The 18,946-nt window shown below is 50.8% G+C and carries 15 protein-coding genes and 1 tRNA gene; 11 read left to right on the top strand and 5 right to left on the bottom strand.

Annotated features, from left to right (window positions below):
• Window positions 1-40: 40 nt before the first annotated feature.
• From secA to C5S61_RS00735, 4 genes are all read left to right on the top strand, one after another.
• Complete coding sequence (gene secA / locus C5S61_RS00755) at window positions 41-3,139, top strand: preprotein translocase subunit SecA (protein WP_110513231.1); 3,099 nt, start codon at window positions 41-43, stop codon at window positions 3,137-3,139.
• Between the two features lie 557 nt (window positions 3,140-3,696).
• Window positions 3,697-4,806, top strand: a complete 1,110-nt coding sequence (gene proB, locus C5S61_RS00745; RefSeq protein WP_110513229.1) for a glutamate 5-kinase — start codon at window positions 3,697-3,699, stop codon at window positions 4,804-4,806.
• 240 nt (window positions 4,807-5,046) lie between these two features.
• Entirely contained in the window at window positions 5,047-5,742 is a 696-nt protein-coding gene (locus C5S61_RS00740; RefSeq protein ID WP_110513228.1) for a histidine phosphatase family protein, read from the top strand.
• 24 nt (window positions 5,743-5,766) lie between these two features.
• Window positions 5,767-7,029: a glutamate-5-semialdehyde dehydrogenase gene (locus C5S61_RS00735; protein ID WP_110513227.1), complete on the top strand. Its 1,263-nt coding sequence runs from the start codon at window positions 5,767-5,769 to the stop codon at window positions 7,027-7,029.
• Window positions 7,030-7,034: 5 nt separating this feature from the next.
• Here C5S61_RS00735 and C5S61_RS00730 read toward each other — a convergent pair whose 3' ends face one another.
• Complete coding sequence (locus tag C5S61_RS00730) at window positions 7,035-7,430, bottom strand: hypothetical protein (RefSeq protein ID WP_110513226.1); 396 nt, start codon at window positions 7,428-7,430, stop codon at window positions 7,035-7,037.
• Window positions 7,423-7,833 (bottom strand): heavy metal-responsive transcriptional regulator, encoded by a 411-nt coding sequence (locus C5S61_RS00725; protein WP_110513225.1) that lies wholly within the window; start codon window positions 7,831-7,833, stop codon window positions 7,423-7,425. The genes C5S61_RS00730 and C5S61_RS00725 overlap by 8 nt, the downstream gene beginning before the upstream one ends.
• Window positions 7,834-8,227: 394 nt before the next feature.
• On the opposite strand from C5S61_RS00725, the gene C5S61_RS00715 reads away from it, so the two are divergent.
• Entirely contained in the window at window positions 8,228-8,905 is a 678-nt protein-coding gene (locus tag C5S61_RS00715; protein ID WP_110513223.1) for a hypothetical protein, read from the top strand.
• Window positions 8,906-8,939: 34 nt separating this feature from the next.
• On the opposite strand, the gene C5S61_RS00710 is transcribed toward C5S61_RS00715, so the two are convergent.
• On the bottom strand, window positions 8,940-9,431 hold the full coding sequence (locus tag C5S61_RS00710) for an NUDIX hydrolase (protein ID WP_110513222.1): 492 nt from the start codon (window positions 9,429-9,431) through the stop codon (window positions 8,940-8,942).
• A gap of 86 nt (window positions 9,432-9,517) precedes the next feature.
• On the opposite strand from C5S61_RS00710, the gene C5S61_RS00705 reads away from it, so the two are divergent.
• The gene (locus C5S61_RS00705; RefSeq protein WP_110513221.1) at window positions 9,518-10,564 is read left to right on the top strand and encodes a WD40 repeat domain-containing protein; all 1,047 of its coding nucleotides are present in this window, start codon (window positions 9,518-9,520) and stop codon (window positions 10,562-10,564) included.
• A gap of 116 nt (window positions 10,565-10,680) precedes the next feature.
• Entirely contained in the window at window positions 10,681-11,922 is a 1,242-nt protein-coding gene (locus C5S61_RS00700; RefSeq protein WP_110513220.1) for a hypothetical protein, read from the top strand.
• A 107-nt stretch (window positions 11,923-12,029) separates the two neighbouring features.
• Here the strand turns inward: C5S61_RS00700 and C5S61_RS00695 are convergent, their stop codons facing one another.
• The gene (locus tag C5S61_RS00695; RefSeq protein ID WP_110513219.1) at window positions 12,030-12,950 is read right to left on the bottom strand and encodes a DMT family transporter; all 921 of its coding nucleotides are present in this window, start codon (window positions 12,948-12,950) and stop codon (window positions 12,030-12,032) included.
• Window positions 12,951-13,171: 221 nt separating this feature from the next.
• Window positions 13,172-13,247: transfer RNA gene (locus C5S61_RS00690), tRNA-Asn, on the bottom strand.
• 988 nt (window positions 13,248-14,235) lie between these two features.
• Here C5S61_RS00690 and C5S61_RS00685 point away from each other — a divergent pair.
• From C5S61_RS00685 to C5S61_RS00670, 4 genes are all read left to right on the top strand, one after another.
• Complete coding sequence (locus tag C5S61_RS00685) at window positions 14,236-15,099, top strand: tyrosine-type recombinase/integrase (protein WP_110513218.1); 864 nt, start codon at window positions 14,236-14,238, stop codon at window positions 15,097-15,099.
• A 96-nt stretch (window positions 15,100-15,195) separates the two neighbouring features.
• Window positions 15,196-15,762, top strand: coding sequence for a hypothetical protein (locus C5S61_RS00680; protein WP_110513217.1), 567 nt, complete (start codon window positions 15,196-15,198; stop codon window positions 15,760-15,762).
• A 149-nt stretch (window positions 15,763-15,911) separates the two neighbouring features.
• The gene (locus C5S61_RS00675; RefSeq protein ID WP_110513216.1) at window positions 15,912-17,507 is read left to right on the top strand and encodes a DUF3987 domain-containing protein; all 1,596 of its coding nucleotides are present in this window, start codon (window positions 15,912-15,914) and stop codon (window positions 17,505-17,507) included.
• A 286-nt stretch (window positions 17,508-17,793) separates the two neighbouring features.
• Complete coding sequence (locus C5S61_RS00670; RefSeq protein WP_110513215.1) at window positions 17,794-18,930, top strand: primase-helicase zinc-binding domain-containing protein; 1,137 nt, start codon at window positions 17,794-17,796, stop codon at window positions 18,928-18,930.
• Window positions 18,931-18,946 lie beyond the last annotated feature (16 nt).

Raw genomic sequence — 18,946 nt, 5'->3', positions numbered from 1 at the left:
GCAGCCGTGCTGCCGATATTCAGACACCACGAGGTACCACATGTTTAAATGGCTTGGGAAATTACTGGGCGACCCCAACGCTAAGGTTGTGAAGAAAATGCAGCCAACCTTAGATGAAATTAACGCCCTTGAGCCAACATTCAAGGCTCTTAGCGATGAACAACTCCGTGAAAAAACGGCTGAATTACGCACACGGTTCGCAGAGCTTACCAAAGCGGATCGTGAAGCGCTCGACGACCGCTACGCCGACGAAAATCGCCACGATTCAACCGTCGAAAAAGACTATCAAAAAGAATTACGGATTATCGAAGATTCAGCACTTGATGAATTGTTGCCTGAAGCGTTTGCCCTCGTGCGCGAAGCCTCAAGCCGCGTTATTGGCCAACGTCACTACGATGTCCAGATGATCGGCGGGATTGTGCTGCACGAAGGCCGCATTGCCGAAATGAAAACTGGTGAAGGTAAAACCCTTGTGGCTTCCTTGCCCTTGTTTCTCAACGCAATTGCAGGTCGTGGCGCACACTTGATTACCGTCAACGACTACCTCGCCAAAGTTGGTGGTGGTTGGATGGGGCCAATTTTTCATAGCCTTGGCTTCAGCACTGGCTATATCGCCCACGATTATTCAGCAATTTACGACCCCAATTATATCGACCCCAACGCCAAGCAAGATGATAGTCGTTTGGTCCACTGGCGGCCTTGCTCACGCCGCGAAGCCTATATGGCCGATATGACCTACGGCACGAATAACGAATATGGCTTCGATTATCTGCGCGATAACATGGTGCAGCACAAAGATCAATGTGTGCAGCGTGAATTGCACTACGCGATTGTCGACGAAGTTGATAATATTTTGATCGACGAAGCCCGTACGCCGTTGATTATCTCAGGCCCAGCCCAAGAATCCAGCGATAATTATCGCCGTTTCTCATCATTGGTGCGTGGCCTCAAGCGCTCAAGCATTTCGCCTGATGAAGTGCGCAAAGGCTTGAAAGACGATTTCGACGGCGATTACTGGATCGACGAAAAATCGCGCTCGATTACTTTGACCGAATCGGGCTTGGAGGTGATGGAAAAACGCCTCAACTTGCCCGAAGGCGAGAACATGTACGATGCCAAGAACTTCGAATTGACCCACTACTTGGAAAACGCGCTCAAAGCCGAATATGTTTTTCATCGTGATGTTGATTATGTGGTGCAAAATGGCGAAGTCGTGATCGTCGATGAGTTTACTGGACGGACGATGCCTGGTCGGCGTTGGTCGGATGGCTTGCACCAAGCGGTTGAAGCCAAAGAATCGGTCGAGGTGCGCCGCGAAAACGTCACCTTGGCAACCATCACCTTCCAAAATTACTTCCGGATGTACAACAAACTTGGTGGCATGACTGGTACGGCAATCACCGAAGCAGAAGAATTTAGCAAAATCTACAATTTGGAAGTGGTGATTATCCCAACCAATCGCCAAGTGGTGCGCGAAGATTATCGCGACCATATTTATGCAACCCAAAAAGCCAAATATAACGCTGTGCTGCGTGAAATCAAAGAGATGCACGAAGTTGGCCGCCCAGTCTTGGTTGGTACAACCTCGGTTGAAAGCTCAGAAATTGTCAGCAATTTGCTCAATCAATCAGGGCTTGAACACTATCTCTTGAACGCCAAGCAACACGAACGTGAAGCCTATATCGTGGCCCAAGCTGGTCGCACCGGGGCAATTACGATTGCAACCAACATGGCTGGTCGCGGTACCGACATTTTGCTTGGCGGGAATCCCGATGGTTTGGTCGAGGAGCATCTTAAAGCGCTTGGCACAACCATCACCGAGGCAACGCCTGAACAATTGGCCGAAGCAACCGCCAAAGCCAAAGCCGATGTCGAAGCAGAACGTAAAGCTGTGATGGATGCTGGTGGTTTGCACATCATTGGTACTGAGCGCCACGAAGCTCGCCGGATCGACAATCAGCTGCGTGGTCGGGCTGGCCGTCAAGGCGACCCTGGTTCATCGCGCTTCTTCATCTCGCTTGAAGACGAGTTGATGACCCGCTTCGGACGCATCGACACGATCAAGCGCTTGATGGAACGTATGTCTGATGGCGAGGAAGAATTGCCACTCGAATCGGGCTTGCTCGATAAAGCCATCGAAAGCGCGCAAACTCGGGTTGAAGGCTATAACTTCGATGTGCGTAAACATGTGGTCGAATACGACGACGTGGTGAACAAGCAACGCGAAGTTATCTACGCCGACCGCCATGCCATTCTTGGTGGCGAAGATATGGGCGACCGCATCCTTGAGATGGTGGTTGACGAAATCGAAGCTCATGTCGAAGATTTCCTCGATAACAAAGAGCTTGATCAGCCAGATATGGAAGGCTTCTTGCGCCAGTTGTATGCGATTGTGCCCCAACTCAAAGCCCAAGAAACTGAATTGGCCGCTCGTTTCAAAGGCCGCCAAGCTGATGAAATTGGCGAAATTGCGACCGATGTTGTCGAAGAAGCCTACAATCGCTTGGGCCAAGAGTTGGCAACCCAATATACTGGTTTGTTGCAACGTGGCGTGCAGCCAATTCCTGGCGTTAGCGGCCCCGAAGCCTTCTTTGCTCACTTCGAGCGCCAGGAAATGCTCGGCGCAATCGATCGCGAATGGATCGATTATCTGACGGCGGTTGATGAATTGCGCCAAGGCATTGGCAACGTGGCGATTGCCCAACAAGATCCGTTGGTGGCCTTCAAGCGCGAAGCCTATAAGATGTTCGATGAACTCAAAGGCAATATTCAAAACCGAATTGTCTACAACTTCTTCACCGATGCAGCTAACTGGCAAGTGCGCTTGCGCCAAGTTGAGCTGGAAATGGAAGCTCGTTTGGCAATGGCTCAAACTGCTGGTGGCTCGGAAAACGCCACCGAAGAAGCACCTAAGCCAGCTAAACGGGGTGTTGGTGGCGCTGCTCGCCGCGTGAGCAACGCTGCTGGGCAAGCTGCTCCAGCCCGCCGCATTATTATCAAAATCGGACGCAATGATCCTTGCCCTTGCGATAGCGGCAAGAAATTCAAAGCATGCCATGGCTTGCCAGGCAAAGAAGCCGAGCTTGAAGCAATTTTGGCGGTCAAGCATACCCACGCTCAAGCTGTTGGCAAAAAATAATTATTTGACATAACGAAAAAGTATTTACAGGCCATGGAGTATTTTGCTCTGTGGCCTAGTCGTTTTAGAACATAGAACATAGAGCAAAGTCAGAAGTCAAAAATCAAAAGGCAGAAAATAAGGATGAAGTATGAGGGATGAGGGATGAAAGCCAAGGTAGAAACCAAGGATGAAGGATGAATTATGAGCGATGAAATTCAGAAGTCAAAAATCAAAAGGCAGAAAATAAGCATGAAAGATGAAGTATGAGCGATGAAATTCAAAAGGCAAAAATCAATAGCCCATAGCCTAAAGCCGATAGCCACAGCTTCGTGCAATTCGTGACTAAAATTAAACATGAAGGCTGTATTATGAGCGATGAAATGATTGAACATCAATACATAATCAAGCCAATCTGTGCAATCTGTGGCTAAAAGAATGATCATTCGTGGAATTCGTGCAATTCGTGGCTAAAAACTCATCCTTCGTGCTCTTGGTGGTTTCAAAATGCAGCTTTTATGATTTGGCACTAGGCGTTAAAATAGCTTTTATACTCATCTTGATGAATAGAGCTTGCTATGCGAATTGTAATTAAACTTGGCACCAGCGTTTTGACCGATGGCACCGACCGTTTGCATCGCCCGCGCATGGTCGATTTGGCGCGTCAGATGTCCCACTTGCGTGCCGCTGGCCACGACGTTGTGTTGGTTTCCTCGGGGGCGGTTTTGGCCGGCTGGGAGCGCTTGGGCTTTCCCAAACGGCGACGTGAATTGACCCACAAACAGGCCTTGGCGGCGGTTGGTCAAGGTCGATTAATGCACATCTATGGCCAGTTATTTGAAATTTACGATGTGCCGGTTGCCCAAACCTTGCTGACCCGCGCCGATCTGCGTGATCGGGTGCGCTACCTGAATGCGCGTGCAACCCTATTAACCTGCTTGGAAATCGGGGTGTTGCCGATTATCAATGAAAACGATGCGGTGGCAGTCGATGAAATTCGGGTTGGCGATAACGACACCCTTTCGGCGTTGGTAGCAAATTTGGTCGATGCGCAACTCTTGGTTATTTTGAGCGATATTGCTGGCTTGTATAGCGCCGATCCGCGCCAAAACCCCGCAGCTCAGTTAATCGACGATGTGGCAGCGGTGACCGAACAGGTCTATGCGTTGGCTGGGGCTGCTGGCTCGCATCGTGGCACTGGCGGGATGTTTACCAAAATTCAGGCTGCCGAATTAGCTACGCGCGCTGGCACAACTATGATCATTGCTGCTGGCAACGAGCCTGATGTGCTGTTGCGCTTGGCCGCTGGCGAGAGTGTTGGCACGCGTTTTCGCCCAGTCAGCACCCGCTTGGAGAGCCGCAAACGTTGGATTATGGCCGAGCGCGTGCGCCAAGCGCATATTGCGGTTGATGCTGGAGCGGTGCAAGCCCTGACCCAGCAAGGTCGCAGCCTGTTGCCAGCAGGAATTGTGGCGGTCGAGGGTGAGTGGCGACGGGGCCAAACCGTGGCGATTGTCGCGCCCGATGGTCAGGCGATTGCCTGTGGCTTGTGCCAATACGCCGCCCACGAAGTTGCCCAAATCAAAGGCTCACGCACCAGCGACATCGAACATATTCTCGGCTATTCCTACGGCGACGAAGTTATTCACCGCGATGATATGGTAGCTTTTGTTAAGGATGAGGGATGAGGGATGAGGGATGAAAAACCGAACATAGAACGTCTGATAAATTATGAATTATGAGGGATGAGGGATGAGGGATGAAAAACTGAATATAGAACAATGAACATAGAATATAGGATGATATTTGAAGAATGGGCATTCAACCTTCATAATTCATCCTTCATCCTTGTAAAAAAGGTGTGAATAGTGGAGGATGGGCATTCAACCTTCATAATTCATCCTTCATCCTTACTATAAAGGGGTTTTATGGCTAAACTGTATTTGATTCGCCATGGGCAGGCTGTGGTGAATGTCGAGCCAATTATTGGCGGCATCAAAGGCGATCGTGGTTTGACCGATTTGGGCGTGCAACAAGCTGAACATTTGCGCGATCGCCTGATCGCCACCCGTGAAATCGTGCCCGATCTCTTCATTTGTAGTACGATGCCACGGGCAATGCAAACCGCCGAAATTATTGCGCCAGCCTTTGACCAACCCTTGCTCTACGATGAGACGTTTTGCGAATTCAACGTTGGCGAGGCCGATGGCCTAAGCTGGAAAGAATATAATCAACGCTATGGCAAATTTGATTTTGATTTGCGCAAGCCTCTATCGCCAGGTGGCGAAACGTGGCAAAGCTTCTGCCTGCGCACCCACACCAATTTTGAACGGGTGCTGAATGCTAATCCTGATGCGACGATTGCGATTGTTTGCCATGGTTGGGTGATAGAATCATCATTAAGCTATTTTTGGCCACATACCCGCAGCGAGCAACCGAATGTTGACCTAGAAGTGACCAATACATCCTTGACTCATTGGTATCAGCATCAGCGGGGTGGGCAGGTGCGTTGGTTTTTGGGCGGCTACAACGATGCTGTGCATTTGCATGCAGCAGTGCGCTGGCAACTCGAAGGCGATCTCGAAGGTGAAGCTCATCCAGCAGCACCACTCGGCGAGTTATGATGGCTAGTCAATGAGGAGTCTCCAATGCTTGAGGCAATGGGTCAGCGCGCAAAGCTGGCAGCCCGATTATTGGCCCGCACAACCACGGCGCAACGCAATGCAGCCGTTGAAGCGATGGCCGAAGAACTAAGCCTTGATCGCGAATCGATTCTTTCGGCCAATGCTGCTGATATGCGGCTGGGGCGCGAGGCTGGCTTAACTCCGGCTTTGCTTGACCGTTTACTACTTAATGAGCAACGGCTCGAAGCGATTGCCAACGATGTGCGCACCGTCGCTGTGTTGCCCGATCCAGTTGGCGAGGTTTTTGAGCAAGGCGTGCTGCCCAATGGCTTGCGGATCGAAAAGCGGCGCGTGCCGCTGGGTGTGGTCGGCGTAATCTACGAGGCGCGGCCAAATGTTACCGCCGATGTGGCCGCCTTGTGCATCAAAGCTGGCAGTGCAGTGATTTTGCGTGGTGGCAAGGAAATTACCCGTTCGGCAGCAGCGTTGGTGCAGGCCTTGCGCCGCGCCTTAGAACGAGTCGATTTGCCCGCTGATGCTTTGCAATTGATCGATAATCCTGATCGTGAATTGGTGCGCGGCTTGCTGACATTGGATCGCTACGTCGATATGATTATTCCACGCGGTGGCTCAGGCTTGCACGATTTTTGTCGCCAAACGGCCACGATTCCGGTGATTACTGGCGGAATTGGTGTGTGCCATGCCTATGTTGACCATACTGCGCCGCTCGATCAAGTTGTGCCAATTATCGTCAATGCCAAAGTGCAACGCCCAAGTGTCTGCAATTCGCTCGAAACTTTGTTGCTTGAACGCAGTGCTGCTGCCAAAGTTTTGCCGCGTTTGGGTGCTGCCTTGCAAGAGCACAAGGTCGAATTGCGCTGCGATCCTGAATCCTTGGCGATTTTGCGCGAGGCTGGTAGCAGCGAGTGGCATGTAGTCGCGGCCCAGCCTGAGGATTTTGGGCAAGAATTTTCTGCATTAATCTTGGCTGTGCGGGTGGTCGATGGGCTTGATCAAGCAATTGAGCATATTGATCAGTATGGGACTGACCATTCGGATACGATTTTATCGCAAGACCCAACCGCAATCGAGCGCTTTTTGAATGAGGTTGATTCGGCGGTCGTGTATGCCAATTCCTCAACGCGGTTCACCGATGGCTCGCAAATGGGCTTGGGCGCTGAAATTGCGATCAGCACCCAAAAATTGCATGCGCGTGGCCCGATGGCCTTGCGCGAACTGACCTCTTATAAATGGATTGTGCGCGGCGCTGGTCACGTTCGCGATTAGCTTTTTTAGCGGGCAATTGCGCTAGTTTGGCGTGAATTGCCCGCTTGTTGATCGACCCGCAAGCCCCACAAGGTTGCCAGTGCTCCAACCACATCAGCGCCAGCAAAAAATAGCAATTGCCATGGCCCAAGCCCGCTAAGCACCCACCAACCAAAGATCAACGGCACGCTAAGCCGCAACACCACTGTCGCCAAGGCATAGCGTTGCAGATTGATTGGGCTAACATTCATGTGTAATACGCCGATAAAGCCAATGAGCATGCCCGCCACGCGTGGCCAAACCTCGCTGGTTGCAGGCAAGCCAAAAAAGCCCAAAATAAGATTTGGTGCGAGCGCGGCCACAATTCCCGTGCTAACCGCATACCACCCAAACCAGCGTAAACTTTGCGCTGTTCTACGCATCAGAAACTCCTTGTACACAGGCCATCTCGGCCAAAGCATAAATGACCGGGCATTCACGCGGGTCGTCGGCGGAACGAGTGGCAAATTCTTCGAGCGCCAAGCGCAAGCGTTGAAATTGTTGAATCGTTTGGTCAATTTGCTGCACTTTTTGCTCAACGAATTGCTCAATCAACGCTTGCTCGGTGGTTTGCGGGCTAAGTTGCAGAAACATGCCCATTTCGCGTAGACTAAAGCCAAGTGCTTGGCCTTGTTTAATCGCCAAAATTCGTGCAACCACAGTGCTCGAATAATCGCGATAGCCCGATTCGCGGCGTTGGGCGGTTTCGATCAAGCCCATGCGTTCATACAACCGGACAGTTTGGACACTTACGCCACAGCGGCGGGCTACTTGGCCAATTTGCATCGCTCAATTCCTTTCTGCTGCCTAGCATAAACCCTATACTATGCTATAGAGTCAAGGGGCAATTTTGGAAGGATGAGGGATGAAGGATGAAATACCAAATCAAAAGTCAAAAGTCAAAAGTGCGATGAAGCTAGCCGAACATGCTTCGTGCAATTCGTGCAATTCGTGGCTAAAAAACGGAGCCTTCGTGTCCTTCGTGCGCTTCGTGGATCAATTTAACCCAACCTTAATAAGGATGAAGTATGAAGGCAGAAGGCAAAAATGGAGATCGGTTGTTGGGGATCGAGGTCTACGGTTTGGAAATCTATGTAACCCTAAGCCAGTCGACACGTACTATCAGCGCTTGATTGAGAATATCAACCAAATGGCCAAATTTATTGTCTGAGGAGAACGTATGTTCAATCGTTTAATTAAACAACCACGCCCGTACATTTTCTTGATTCTTTCCTTGCCATGTATCATCCTTGGGCTATTTATGTTGCCTTCTTCACTATTGATAGCCTCAAATTGGGTATTATTTCTAAAGCTCCTTATCTTTGCAGGAGTTATCTTTTTAGGCTATGGTCTTGATAATTTGCCAGAAATGATTGACAGTATTGATTTTGATCGTAAAACGTATGGCTGGAGAAATTTATTTTTCTTACTTAGTTTACTAATACCATTTTATACACCAACTATGGTTGTTAACATTCCAACAATTGCAAGAATATTACCTATATTGATAACAATAATATTTGTGACAGTATCGTCGTTTGGTTTTATTACAATTTTGTTTAAACATATTAATCAATCAACATTACCACTTCAACCTGAATATATGCTGATCAAAATGATAATGATTACCGTACTATCGATTCCTTTATTGTACTGGTTATCGAAAGGATGGAATCTCCTACCAGTGCTCATGCTGCTAGGATTATTTAGCTATGGCTTTGGTTTAATCTATACTCGGAAAATTCAATTATATGTGCTGTTTCGCTGTCTTACATTTATTGTAGTGAGCTTATTAATCGCTCAATTGAGTACTTTAATCGTCGTATGGGAAATAGGTATGAATCGCTGGATGCGCTAAATCTAATGGCTCGTGCTCAGCGGAAACAGTTAATCTAATCGACTTCAATAAACAATGAGGCTACCTGCAACACATGGCGATACACTGGTAGATAGGCATGTGGCAGGTAGCCCCAAATTTCGCTTAGGTCGATAATGCGCCGTTCGATCATTTCGAATTGTGGTTGCCATGGCTGGATTACAACCTGAGCCAACCAAAATGCGCGCACTAGCACTAAGCCTTGTTCTGCCCCATTCAAGCATTGGCTTTGGCAAAAGCCCAATAAGCTGGCACTTTGCACGCTGGCACATGCTTCTTCGGCCAGCTCACGCTGCAAGGTTGCTGCCCACGATTCGCCCAATTCGCTACGACCAGCTGGCACATCCCAATCAATCCTATTTTGGCTTACCACTAAAATTTGAAGATTGGGCGTGAGGCAAATGCCAGCCGAGCCATGAGCTTTGCCTGCTGGCTCGCTATCGGCGGCATACCAACGTACGTTCCATGTTTGTTGCTGGCTGTTAATCTGCCATGTTGGTTGCTGCATCGATGTTCCTCACATTATAATAAAGCTTCAACTACTCAATCTTCCTCATATTATGATCAAAACTGTAAATCCTAAGGCGCACTACCATGATTACGTATCACGTTCAATGTGGCAAATGGGGCTATACGCCAAATCCAATCGCATGGCATCCACAGCAGGCGCTATTAGCAAGTGGCTCAACCTTAGATTACAAAAAACGCCATGATGTGACAATTTGGAATGCTGATGGCCAATTGCAAACCAAATTAACGTGCCAGAGCTATGTTGAGGAACTGCAATGGGTACTGAATGGCACTATGCTTGCAGTTCGAGCCAATACTATTCAATTGTGGAATCACCATGGTCGTTTGATCCATCAAATACCAGGCTCACGCATGGCGTGGAATCCAGTTTATCCACAAGTCGTTAGCTATATCGCCAAACAGAATTTTTGGCAATTATGGGATTTAGCGCGTGCTACGATTCATCGGCTTGGTGAGAATCCAGTGCCAGAATCGTTTAAAGATAATCTAGTTTGGTCGGTTGATGGCGAATGTCTGGTCGCTGCGTGGAATCAACCTACCTTAAACACAATTGAGTTGCGTATTTGGCAACGTAATGGCCAACTCGTGACGCAAACTAGCATCAAACCTCGCCAAATCAGCCAGGTGCTTGAAATTATTTGGCATCCCAGCTCACGAATGTTTGCTATTCGAATGCAATTCACAGTGCTCTTGATTGATCGCGCGGGCCACATGCTTGATCAATGGGAACTGGACAGTGATCAACGTGAGTGGGAACATGGTCGTTGTTTTGGATGGTCGCCTGATGGCGCTCTGCTAGCCCAAGCCAATCAAACCAAACTCCAAATACGTAATTTAAATGGCCAGAGCATCAGCATTGAATTGGAGACAACGGTCATGGCTTTCGCATGGCATCCAACTGGCGATTTCTTGACCATCGCAGGTTGGAATAATCAGATTCAATGTTGGGATCGCCATGGGAAACATCTAGCAACGGTTATAACTGATGTTGCGGAAGTTGGTGCAAGAATGATCATGATTCCATTTATTCTTGAATGGGATGTAAGTGGCAGCTATTTAGCCGCTTCGTTGCGTGGTTGCACCATCCATCTATGGCGTTATGATCCTTAATGATTGACGCGAATCGCTGCTTTTAAGTGATCGAGGTGGATTCTATGGCCTCATCATTGCTAGTTAGCTAGCTGGCTTCTGCTGAAGCTAGGTACCATGCGATATAGGAGGTATCCATGAATCGAATCCATCGCCAGTTAGGGATCCTGAGTGCTGTTGGTTGTTTGTTAGCGTTGCTTGCCAGCTTTGCTGTCTCGCCCACAACGACCAGCGCTACACGTCAAGCCCAAGGCTTGCCTGAAGTCGCACTCGACCAATCAATGGGGCAACTCAAGCATGGTGGCTCGTTGCTGACGAGTGCTCGTCCGCCGCAGGTAATCACACCAGTATTTGATGCCATTACTGGTGCTGATGACTTTATTACGATTGCGTCAACACCGCACACCTATATGGGCCAAGCATTCAATTTGGCATCAGCAAGCGATATTACGGCACTGCAGTTTGGGCTGGTTTCGCTCTCAGCAACAACCTATACTAAAATTGAAGTTCGAATTCAATTTTGGGATAGTTTTAATGCTACCAATACACGGGTGTTTACGACCCCAGTTGGCGGTTTACTAACCTTTGATCTTGGAGGCGCTAGCTTAATAGCCGGAGGACTTTACGATATTTCAATTCCGTTGACGAACCCGCTGACCCTGACTGGCCTCAGCAATCATGGCGTGACGATCAATATTCGTGGCGATAGCGGTGCTGGCTTGGTCGATACAACGAACCTGACCACAGCAATTCGTGGCGGTACTGGTGCTCCTGCCTTTGCGGCTGGTTCGGTACCGTTAGTTGGGCCAAACTATGGCTATTATCGCAATGTTACTGGGCAAACCGACTTCAATTTCTTGGCAAGTGATTCGCGCCAAATTGGAGCCAATAGCGCCTTATACATGATCTTGTTTACTGGTTTTCCTGATCCAACGGCAACCGCTACGCTCGTTCCTACCTTTACACCAACTGCGACCATCACGCCAACGGCAACCGTCACGTCGACGGCAACCGTTATTCCAACGGCAACGATTACGCCAACGGCAACGGTCACGCCAACGGCAACCGTAATTCCAACGGCAACCGTAATTCCAACGGCAACGATTACGCCGACGGCTACGATTACGCCAACCGTAACACCAACCGTAAGCGTCACGCCAATTGTCACAATTACGCCGACGTTAACCATCACGCCAACTGCAACCACTCCACCGAGCGTGACACCAACCACCACCACTCCAACCAGCACTCCAGCATCAACTACGCCAACCACCACCACTCCAACCAGCACTCCAACAACGACCATAACGATCGCATCGCCGACTACAGCTCCGCCAAGTTGGAAACTGTATTTGCCCTTTGTAGGCCGCTCTGAGTAGTTGGCAGTAAATTGGCATAAACAGTGATGAAGCATTGAGAAAATGATGCTGCATTAATCGGTAGAGCGATCGATGGTTCGCTATCGATCGCTCTGTTTTTAACTCAGCTATGTTTGCGAATTGCGTGCCAACAGCACAACCGCAGTCAGAATCAGCAAGCCACCACCAAGTTGCCAGAAACTGACTGGTTCGTGCAGCACAACAACCGCTGCCCCCACCGAAACCAACGGTTCCAACGCCGAGATGGTCGAGGCGGCGGTTGGCCCAATGCGTTCCAGCCCAACAAAGAACATCACAATTGCCAGCACCGTGGCAACCAGCGCGATGCCCACAATTGCCAGCCAGCCGTTGATACTTGCTGGCCAAACTGGGCCGCGCGCTAGCATAATGCCTGTATAGACGACCGCCGCAGCGCTCATAATCACGGTCGATGCTGGAATCGCTCCAGCGCGGGCGGTAATTTGGCTCCCTACTGTGATGTAGATGGCGTAGATCACCGCTGCGGCAATGCCAAGCATGATACCAAGTGGCTTGCCGCCACCAATAGGGCCGATTGCCAACGCTGTGCCCGCCAAGGCAAGAGCCAAGGCTAGCAGCTTGCGCGTGGTCAAGCGCTCCTTGAAGAACACTACGGCAAGCAGCGTAACCAGCCCAGGATAGAGGTAGAGCAACACCGCAACCAAGCCCGCCGAGGCCATGGTCAGCGCCACAAAATAGGCCAGCGACTGGCCCACATAGCCAATCCCGCCCAATAAAATTAACCCAATTAGTAACTTGCCACGCGGCAGCCGTTCGCCGCGCAGGCGCAGCATGCCATGCATCACGATTGCGGCAATGCTAAATCGCAAACATAAGACCGTAATCGGCTCAGTGCCATCGTCGTAGGCTAGCCGCGCAAACACTCCCAGCCAACCAAAGGCCATTGCCGAGATGATCATGGCCGTCATGCCAAACCAGCGTTGGCGCTTGACCGCTGGATCGGTGTTATGGGGTGAAGAAACCGCTGAATCTCCAACAGCCTGCTTCATAGCATCCTTTCATCAGTATGCGCCAACGATTCACCTATTAAGTACTCGTCAGCGAAACCCGAGAGTCTTTGATAATTGAGCATAATGCTGGGTTATAGTGTACCGCAATCGTCAGATGGCTAATTACTGCTCACGGATTTGGCGAAGCTATTGCGTGATTAAGCGTGGATTTATTAAATGATAAACACCCATCTGAAATCTCAGATGGGTGTTTATGGTTGTGGCTCCCTGACTAGGACTCGAACCTAGGACATGCTGATTAACAGTCAACCGCTCTACCAACTGAGCTATCAGGGATTATCAATTGTAAAAAGAAGTGGCTCCCTGACTAGGACTCGAACCTAGGACCCATTGATTAACAGGTTTGCCTAAAATGCGAAGCAAGCACCCTGTTTTGCCAGGCTGCTTTGAAGGAGGATTATTGGCTTCTGCTCGCCAGCAACACCACATTGCTGCAATGCACTGTCACTACAAAAACCATTTTCTTATAGAGCGTTAACGTTCTGCATGGTTGGCATATGGTACGCTAACGCCGAACTTGACTCGACACATCGAGCTTTCCAACATGGCTATTGTTATCGGGTGCTTTATTAAAGCAATAGCCTTCCCTTGGATCTGGCATGCACTCGTTGCTAGAAACCCAATACAAGTGGTTGATGCTAGACACGCCACTTGTTCGATAAGCAGGACTGATGCAAAGACACGCTGCTTATCTACCACGCTTCATGGGCATTCAGGATCATTGAATCCACGAAGCTTACCATATGTCGTCCTGGGAATCCTGCCCACCGACTTCCCTATTCCTGAATGCCGCTTGCGGCCTTCAACCATTCACGCGCTCCGGCATTTGCTAATACATAACGATGATCGTTCGGAGATTGACGATCATCACTCTCCATCGACACAAAGCAAGGTTACGATGGATGAGTGTTATACCAATGACCTTGACTCAGTGTGTTTCCTGTCTTCCTCACACCGATTGGTGAATGACGGTCGGCTTTGTGTTGCTTCCAGAATTGGAAGATCACCCAAGCCATAGCCATTTGCCAATACCAAACGTGTAGGTTGCTTTGCTATACCCAAAAAATGGCGACCGCCATTGCTGGTTGTGCAAGCACCCCTTAACGCAGTGTGTCTGAAGACCTGTAATGAGATACCCCTTTAGCACTACCTGCAGAGGTATCCCATCACATACTCTTTCCGCTCCGCGCGGCCTCGAGTCGAGTATTTGCGAACGCACACGCTATCCCTTCGGGGATAACGCGATAGATCGAGGTCATTTCGTATGATTAGCCAATGGATTGAAGAATATTTGTCCGCAAAAGTCGCCGAACGCCGCAGCCCTGCCACCATTACCACCTACCGAATCCGGTTAGGACGCTTTGGAGCGTGGGTGCTGGAGCAACCAAATCAGGTGCTCAGTCGGGCGTTATTGCGGGCCTACAGTGCGTACTTAGCCCAACAAAACTTAAGCATTGCCAGTCACTATAGCTACGTCAATGATGCGCTCATCCTCGTGCGCTGGCTTGCTGAAGAAGGTTATATTCAGCCAGTTAATACCGATAAACTCAAACCCCGATTACCCAAGCGCTTACCCGCTCACTACACCATGGATCAAATTAAGCGCCTCCTGCTGGTTGCCGAGCTTCGTGAAAAAGCCATGCTCTGTGTCTTACTGGATACCGGCGTTCGGGTCAGTGAACTGATTCAACTCCGCCGGACCAGCTTTGACTCTGAGGGCTGCGCCATGATTCTTGGCAAAGGCAGCAAGGATCGGTATATCTGGATTTCATCCGCTACCCAAGAAGTCCTTCGAACCTACATCGCCAGTCGAACCGATACGAACCCTGCGCTGTTTGTCAGCCATCGCCAGCAAAAAACACTGACGATTAGCGGCGTACACCAGAGTTTTGATCGCTTAGCATCCGACGCGGCGATCCGCAACGATGTGCGGCGTTTGATTCACTCCTTTCGTGCCACCTTTGCCCGCGAACTGATCAAGCACGGTCTTGACGCTGAGAGTCTGCGGGTGTTGATGGGCCATGAAACGATTCAAATGTCGCTGCATTACGCCCAACTTTCATCCCATGAGGCGACCCAAAAACGGCAAGGCGTGAATCTCCTCGAGAAGGTGGAGTCATGCTTATAAGCCTCCAGTATGCCCACCTATCCCGGTAGAAACAAGGGAAAAAGTGTACAGAAAGTCAGCATGTTTTTGACAAAAAACCTGCTGATAGGGGGATCTATGCCCATCAATATTGGTATCGGTTTGGCCATGGCCACGATGCTGTATGCCGTGATGCTTGAACATTACAAGCACTACTTGGAACCAGATTGGACGTGGATTGAAGTGGTTGTCGGAACCCTGTTGTGCGTAACTGCCGCAGGAATCGCCATCCGCCTTACCCCGAACGCCAGCTGGCCCCAGTATGAGCAGCAGATCATCGCCAGCTTTGGCATTGGTGGTGGGGTCATTATTACGTGGCAAGTCTGGCGCATGATCAAACGTCGCCAGCAAACCCGTGCGGTTGTCTTTGACCTCGTGAATGGCGACCACCAAGAAAGGGATGTGGATGCCACGGCGACGACTCCGTTGGCCGAACGTGGTGAACGAACATCGACTCGAAGCGCTGGCGAACGCCGCGCAATCGTCGAAGCAAGCTATCCGAGCCAAAGAGTTGCTCAACCAAGTGGTGCATCAACGCTACCACTTGAACAATCCCGAAGCCGTCGAACTTATCCTGACCAAGATCGCCCTGCTGCTCGCAGAGATCGAGGCCAACCAGGAACGAATTCAACGCCTCTTGATTGATGCAGCTCAAGGCGAAGACAAAACGCCAGAGTCGACGTAATCAGGTGCCCCAATCGCCACCGGTGATTGGGGCAGCATCCTCTCCTTCCCATTTTTGCAAGTATAGGGTGCTGTGGTGAGTGTTCTCCCGCAGCACCGAGGATAGATACATGACAACTCCACTCTATGTGCAGGTGCGCACTGCGCTACAGCAGTTGCTCGCAGGCCAGACGATTGACCTGACCCGTGATTGGGGAGAATGGTTAGCAATGATGCAAAGTTTGGTGTATGCCTTTGAGCACGGTGGCGCGCCTGCCGTGCAAACCGCACTGGAAACCGCGATTCGGGTGGATAGTCGGGTGGCAGCCTTGCTCGTTGATCAGCCTGCCCCAACCGTTTTACGTACCATGCCGCCGCTGCCGAGTGAACTCACGAAAACCATCCGGCAGCACGGCGCATGTGGGCAGTGGCTTGATACATTTATCGACTATGCCAGCCAAGCAAGTCCGGTCACGCCACCGATTTTCCATGAGGCGGCGGGCCTCTTCCTTGCCGCTACCGCGATCGCGCGACGGCTATATCTCCAAATTGGTGAAACCTTCTATTACCCGAATATTTATGCGCTGTTTGTTGCCCCACCAGGGCGCTACGCCAAATCGACCGCGATGAAGGTCGTCGAGCGGGTGCTACGGCGCGCTGGCCTTGGCCACTTGCTCCTACCTGACAAAAGCACCCCCCAATCGCTGCTCCAGCAGTTTTCGACCGTCATCCCCGACAAGCTGGACAGCTATAGTGATTACGACCGTGAACAGTGGCTGCTCGCCCGTGCCCAAGCGGCCCAACGGGCATGGTTACTCGACGAAGCAGGGTTTTTATTCAGCGATATGAAAAAAGAGTATATGGCCGAGCTGCTCTCGCTCTTACTCAAGCTCTTTGATAACCCTGAGTATTTGGCCCATGAAACGATCACCCATGGCCGCACAACCATCCGCGATGCCAGCCTCTCCTTTCTTGGCGCAACCACGCCCAAGAATATCGAAGATCACCTGCGCAGTGAAAAGCTGTGGGATGAAGGGTTGTGGAGTCGCTTCGCAATTCTGATTCCCGATGCCCCACCATGCTATGCCGAGTTTCCCGATGAGCTGGTAATGCCGGAGCGCTTGATTCAGGACTTGCAGGCGCTTGATGCGCTCTTTCCGAAGCCAGAAGCCGAATTGGTCGATGACGTGCCAGAAGAGAATATCAAGCGCTTTGTGCGGATTTATAACGAGCATCCGCCCAGTGCCATCCGGCTCGCGCCTGGCGTGATGACGTTGTGGAAGCGCTATGACAAGGCGTTGCGCTTTGATCTGCCGAACAATGGCTTACCCGACACGCTCTATGCCAGTTACGCCCGATTCCCTGGGCACGTCCTGCGCGTCGCCATGATTCTGGCCGCCATGGATTGCCCCGCGTTACCAGTGGTGATGCAGCTCGATCACCTCAAACGGGCGATCACCATTGTCGAGCGCTGGCGCAGCGACTTGCACCGCATTTGGAGCGATGGGATTCAGAGTGAAGAAACCAAGCTGGGTGATAAGCTGCTCGCCGTTCTGAAAGATTCGCTTTCGGGATTAACGGTGCGCGATCTGTGTCGTCAAACGCATCAATCCAAAAAAGAGATTACCGAAGTCCTTGAAGTCTTACGCCTCGCTGGCCAAATTGACCTGCTTGAGACTAAAGCCGCGAATGGTCGGACGATGCAATTGTGGAGATATAGCGCATGAGAAGTGTCACGAAGTGTCACGAAGTGTCACACAACGTTTGTGACGCTAAAAAGCAGCTCAGGGAGCATATTCCTTGAGAAGTGTCACAGTGTCACAAGGGGACATATCCAATTTAATAAGGAACATGTACGCGAGACTAGCGAGCACCCTCTCAACTGAAAAAATACATGACACTTGTGACACTGTGACACTTCTCCATTTTATCGCATTGGAAAGCCCTAAACCGACTGTTTAGGCAGCATGACACTTCTGTGACACTTCATGACACTTCTCTTGGGAGGTTTCAATGATTGAACATCTTTCGGGCGATGCGTTTCTTTCCTTGGTTGGCCAGCGCACCGCCCTGCGCAAAGTGGCCGCAACCAATGGTGGTGAATGGGCTGGAGCCTGTCCGTTGTGTGGTGGTAAGGATCGTTTTCGGGTGCAACCGCATGGGGACAGTAATGGGGGCCGCTGGTGGTGTCGCAGTTGTCGCGATGGTCAGCCCTGGGCCTCGGATATTGATTTTATTTTCCTGCGCGATCACGGCAGTATTCCTACCAAAGATCATCCTGATTGGAAGAACTTGATCAAAGGGGTCTTTACAACGCTGGGGCTGACGCTGACCCAATCGACTCCAAGCACGGTAGCAATGCCTGACCCTGAGCCACCCACTCTCTGTGAGCCACCCTCAGCGACGTGGCAACAGGCCGCCCTCAGTTTCCTTGGCTACGCGGTTGATATGTTGTGGAAGGATGGGGATAGTCAGTCCTCGCCACGCAGCTACCTCCACCAGCGTGGCCTAACGGATCACACGCTCCGCACGGCAGCCATTGGTTATAACCCCAAGCCGCTCTACCGTCCGCTGCACAAGTGGGGATTGACTGATCCCGATAAAGATGGCGTGTGGTTGCCCGCTGGCTATGTGATTCCGTGGTTCTGCGATGGCCAGCTCTGGAAGCTCTCGATTCGCCAAACTACGCCCCGCGACGAAGGTATGAAATATGTGACGATTGCGGGAAGCAGCAATGTGCCCTATGGCATCGATACCTTTCACGCGGGTCGCCCTGGCATTCTCGTGGAAGGCCCCATCGATGCGTTGGTGGCCCAACAAGCCCTTGGCCAATTTGAACGCCATGGACAGCCGCTCAGCGGGGTGGCGGCAATTGGAACCACCCAAGGCCGTGGCTTTCGCTGGCTCGTTCAGTACAGCCTCTGTCAGCCACTCTTCATTGCAACCGATGCCGATGCAGCTGGTGATAAAGCCGCAGCCTATTGGCTCGATATTTTCAAAGGCAAAGAGGTTGCGCGGATGCGGCCCGATCCTCACGACTTCGGCACGATGGCCGTGCAGTGTGGCATGGATTTACGGTCGTGGATTGCAACCCATCTTGATCACTGGTGGACGCAAGACTTCCCCAGTGCCATCCAATCGGTTGCTTAAGGCTGCGTCGGTCGAT

Origin of the sequence: Herpetosiphon llansteffanensis (genome assembly GCF_003205875.1) — a bacterium.
Taxonomy (GTDB): domain Bacteria; phylum Chloroflexota; class Chloroflexia; order Chloroflexales; family Herpetosiphonaceae; genus Herpetosiphon; species Herpetosiphon llansteffanensis.
Note: the sequence above shows the minus strand (reverse complement) of the source record. Positions and strands in the feature narration are given on the sequence as shown.

Excerpts from the sequence above, each read along its gene's own strand:
- secA (WP_110513231.1), top strand. The coding sequence starts at position 41 with ATGTTTAAATGGCTTGGGAAATTACTGGGCGACCCCAACGCTAAGGTT.
- proB (WP_110513229.1), top strand. The coding sequence starts at position 3,697 with ATGCGAATTGTAATTAAACTTGGCACCAGCGTTTTGACCGATGGCACC.
- C5S61_RS00740 (WP_110513228.1), top strand. The coding sequence starts at position 5,047 with ATGGCTAAACTGTATTTGATTCGCCATGGGCAGGCTGTGGTGAATGTC.
- C5S61_RS00735 (WP_110513227.1), top strand. The coding sequence starts at position 5,767 with ATGCTTGAGGCAATGGGTCAGCGCGCAAAGCTGGCAGCCCGATTATTG.
- C5S61_RS00730 (WP_110513226.1), bottom strand. The coding sequence starts at position 7,430 with ATGCGTAGAACAGCGCAAAGTTTACGCTGGTTTGGGTGGTATGCGGTT.
- C5S61_RS00725 (WP_110513225.1), bottom strand. The coding sequence starts at position 7,833 with ATGCAAATTGGCCAAGTAGCCCGCCGCTGTGGCGTAAGTGTCCAAACT.
- C5S61_RS00715 (WP_110513223.1), top strand. The coding sequence starts at position 8,228 with ATGTTCAATCGTTTAATTAAACAACCACGCCCGTACATTTTCTTGATT.
- C5S61_RS00710 (WP_110513222.1), bottom strand. The coding sequence starts at position 9,431 with ATGCAGCAACCAACATGGCAGATTAACAGCCAGCAACAAACATGGAAC.
- C5S61_RS00705 (WP_110513221.1), top strand. The coding sequence starts at position 9,518 with ATGATTACGTATCACGTTCAATGTGGCAAATGGGGCTATACGCCAAAT.
- C5S61_RS00700 (WP_110513220.1), top strand. The coding sequence starts at position 10,681 with ATGAATCGAATCCATCGCCAGTTAGGGATCCTGAGTGCTGTTGGTTGT.
- C5S61_RS00695 (WP_110513219.1), bottom strand. The coding sequence starts at position 12,950 with ATGAAGCAGGCTGTTGGAGATTCAGCGGTTTCTTCACCCCATAACACC.
- C5S61_RS00685 (WP_110513218.1), top strand. The coding sequence starts at position 14,236 with ATGATTAGCCAATGGATTGAAGAATATTTGTCCGCAAAAGTCGCCGAA.
- C5S61_RS00680 (WP_110513217.1), top strand. The coding sequence starts at position 15,196 with ATGCCCATCAATATTGGTATCGGTTTGGCCATGGCCACGATGCTGTAT.
- C5S61_RS00675 (WP_110513216.1), top strand. The coding sequence starts at position 15,912 with ATGACAACTCCACTCTATGTGCAGGTGCGCACTGCGCTACAGCAGTTG.
- C5S61_RS00670 (WP_110513215.1), top strand. The coding sequence starts at position 17,794 with ATGATTGAACATCTTTCGGGCGATGCGTTTCTTTCCTTGGTTGGCCAG.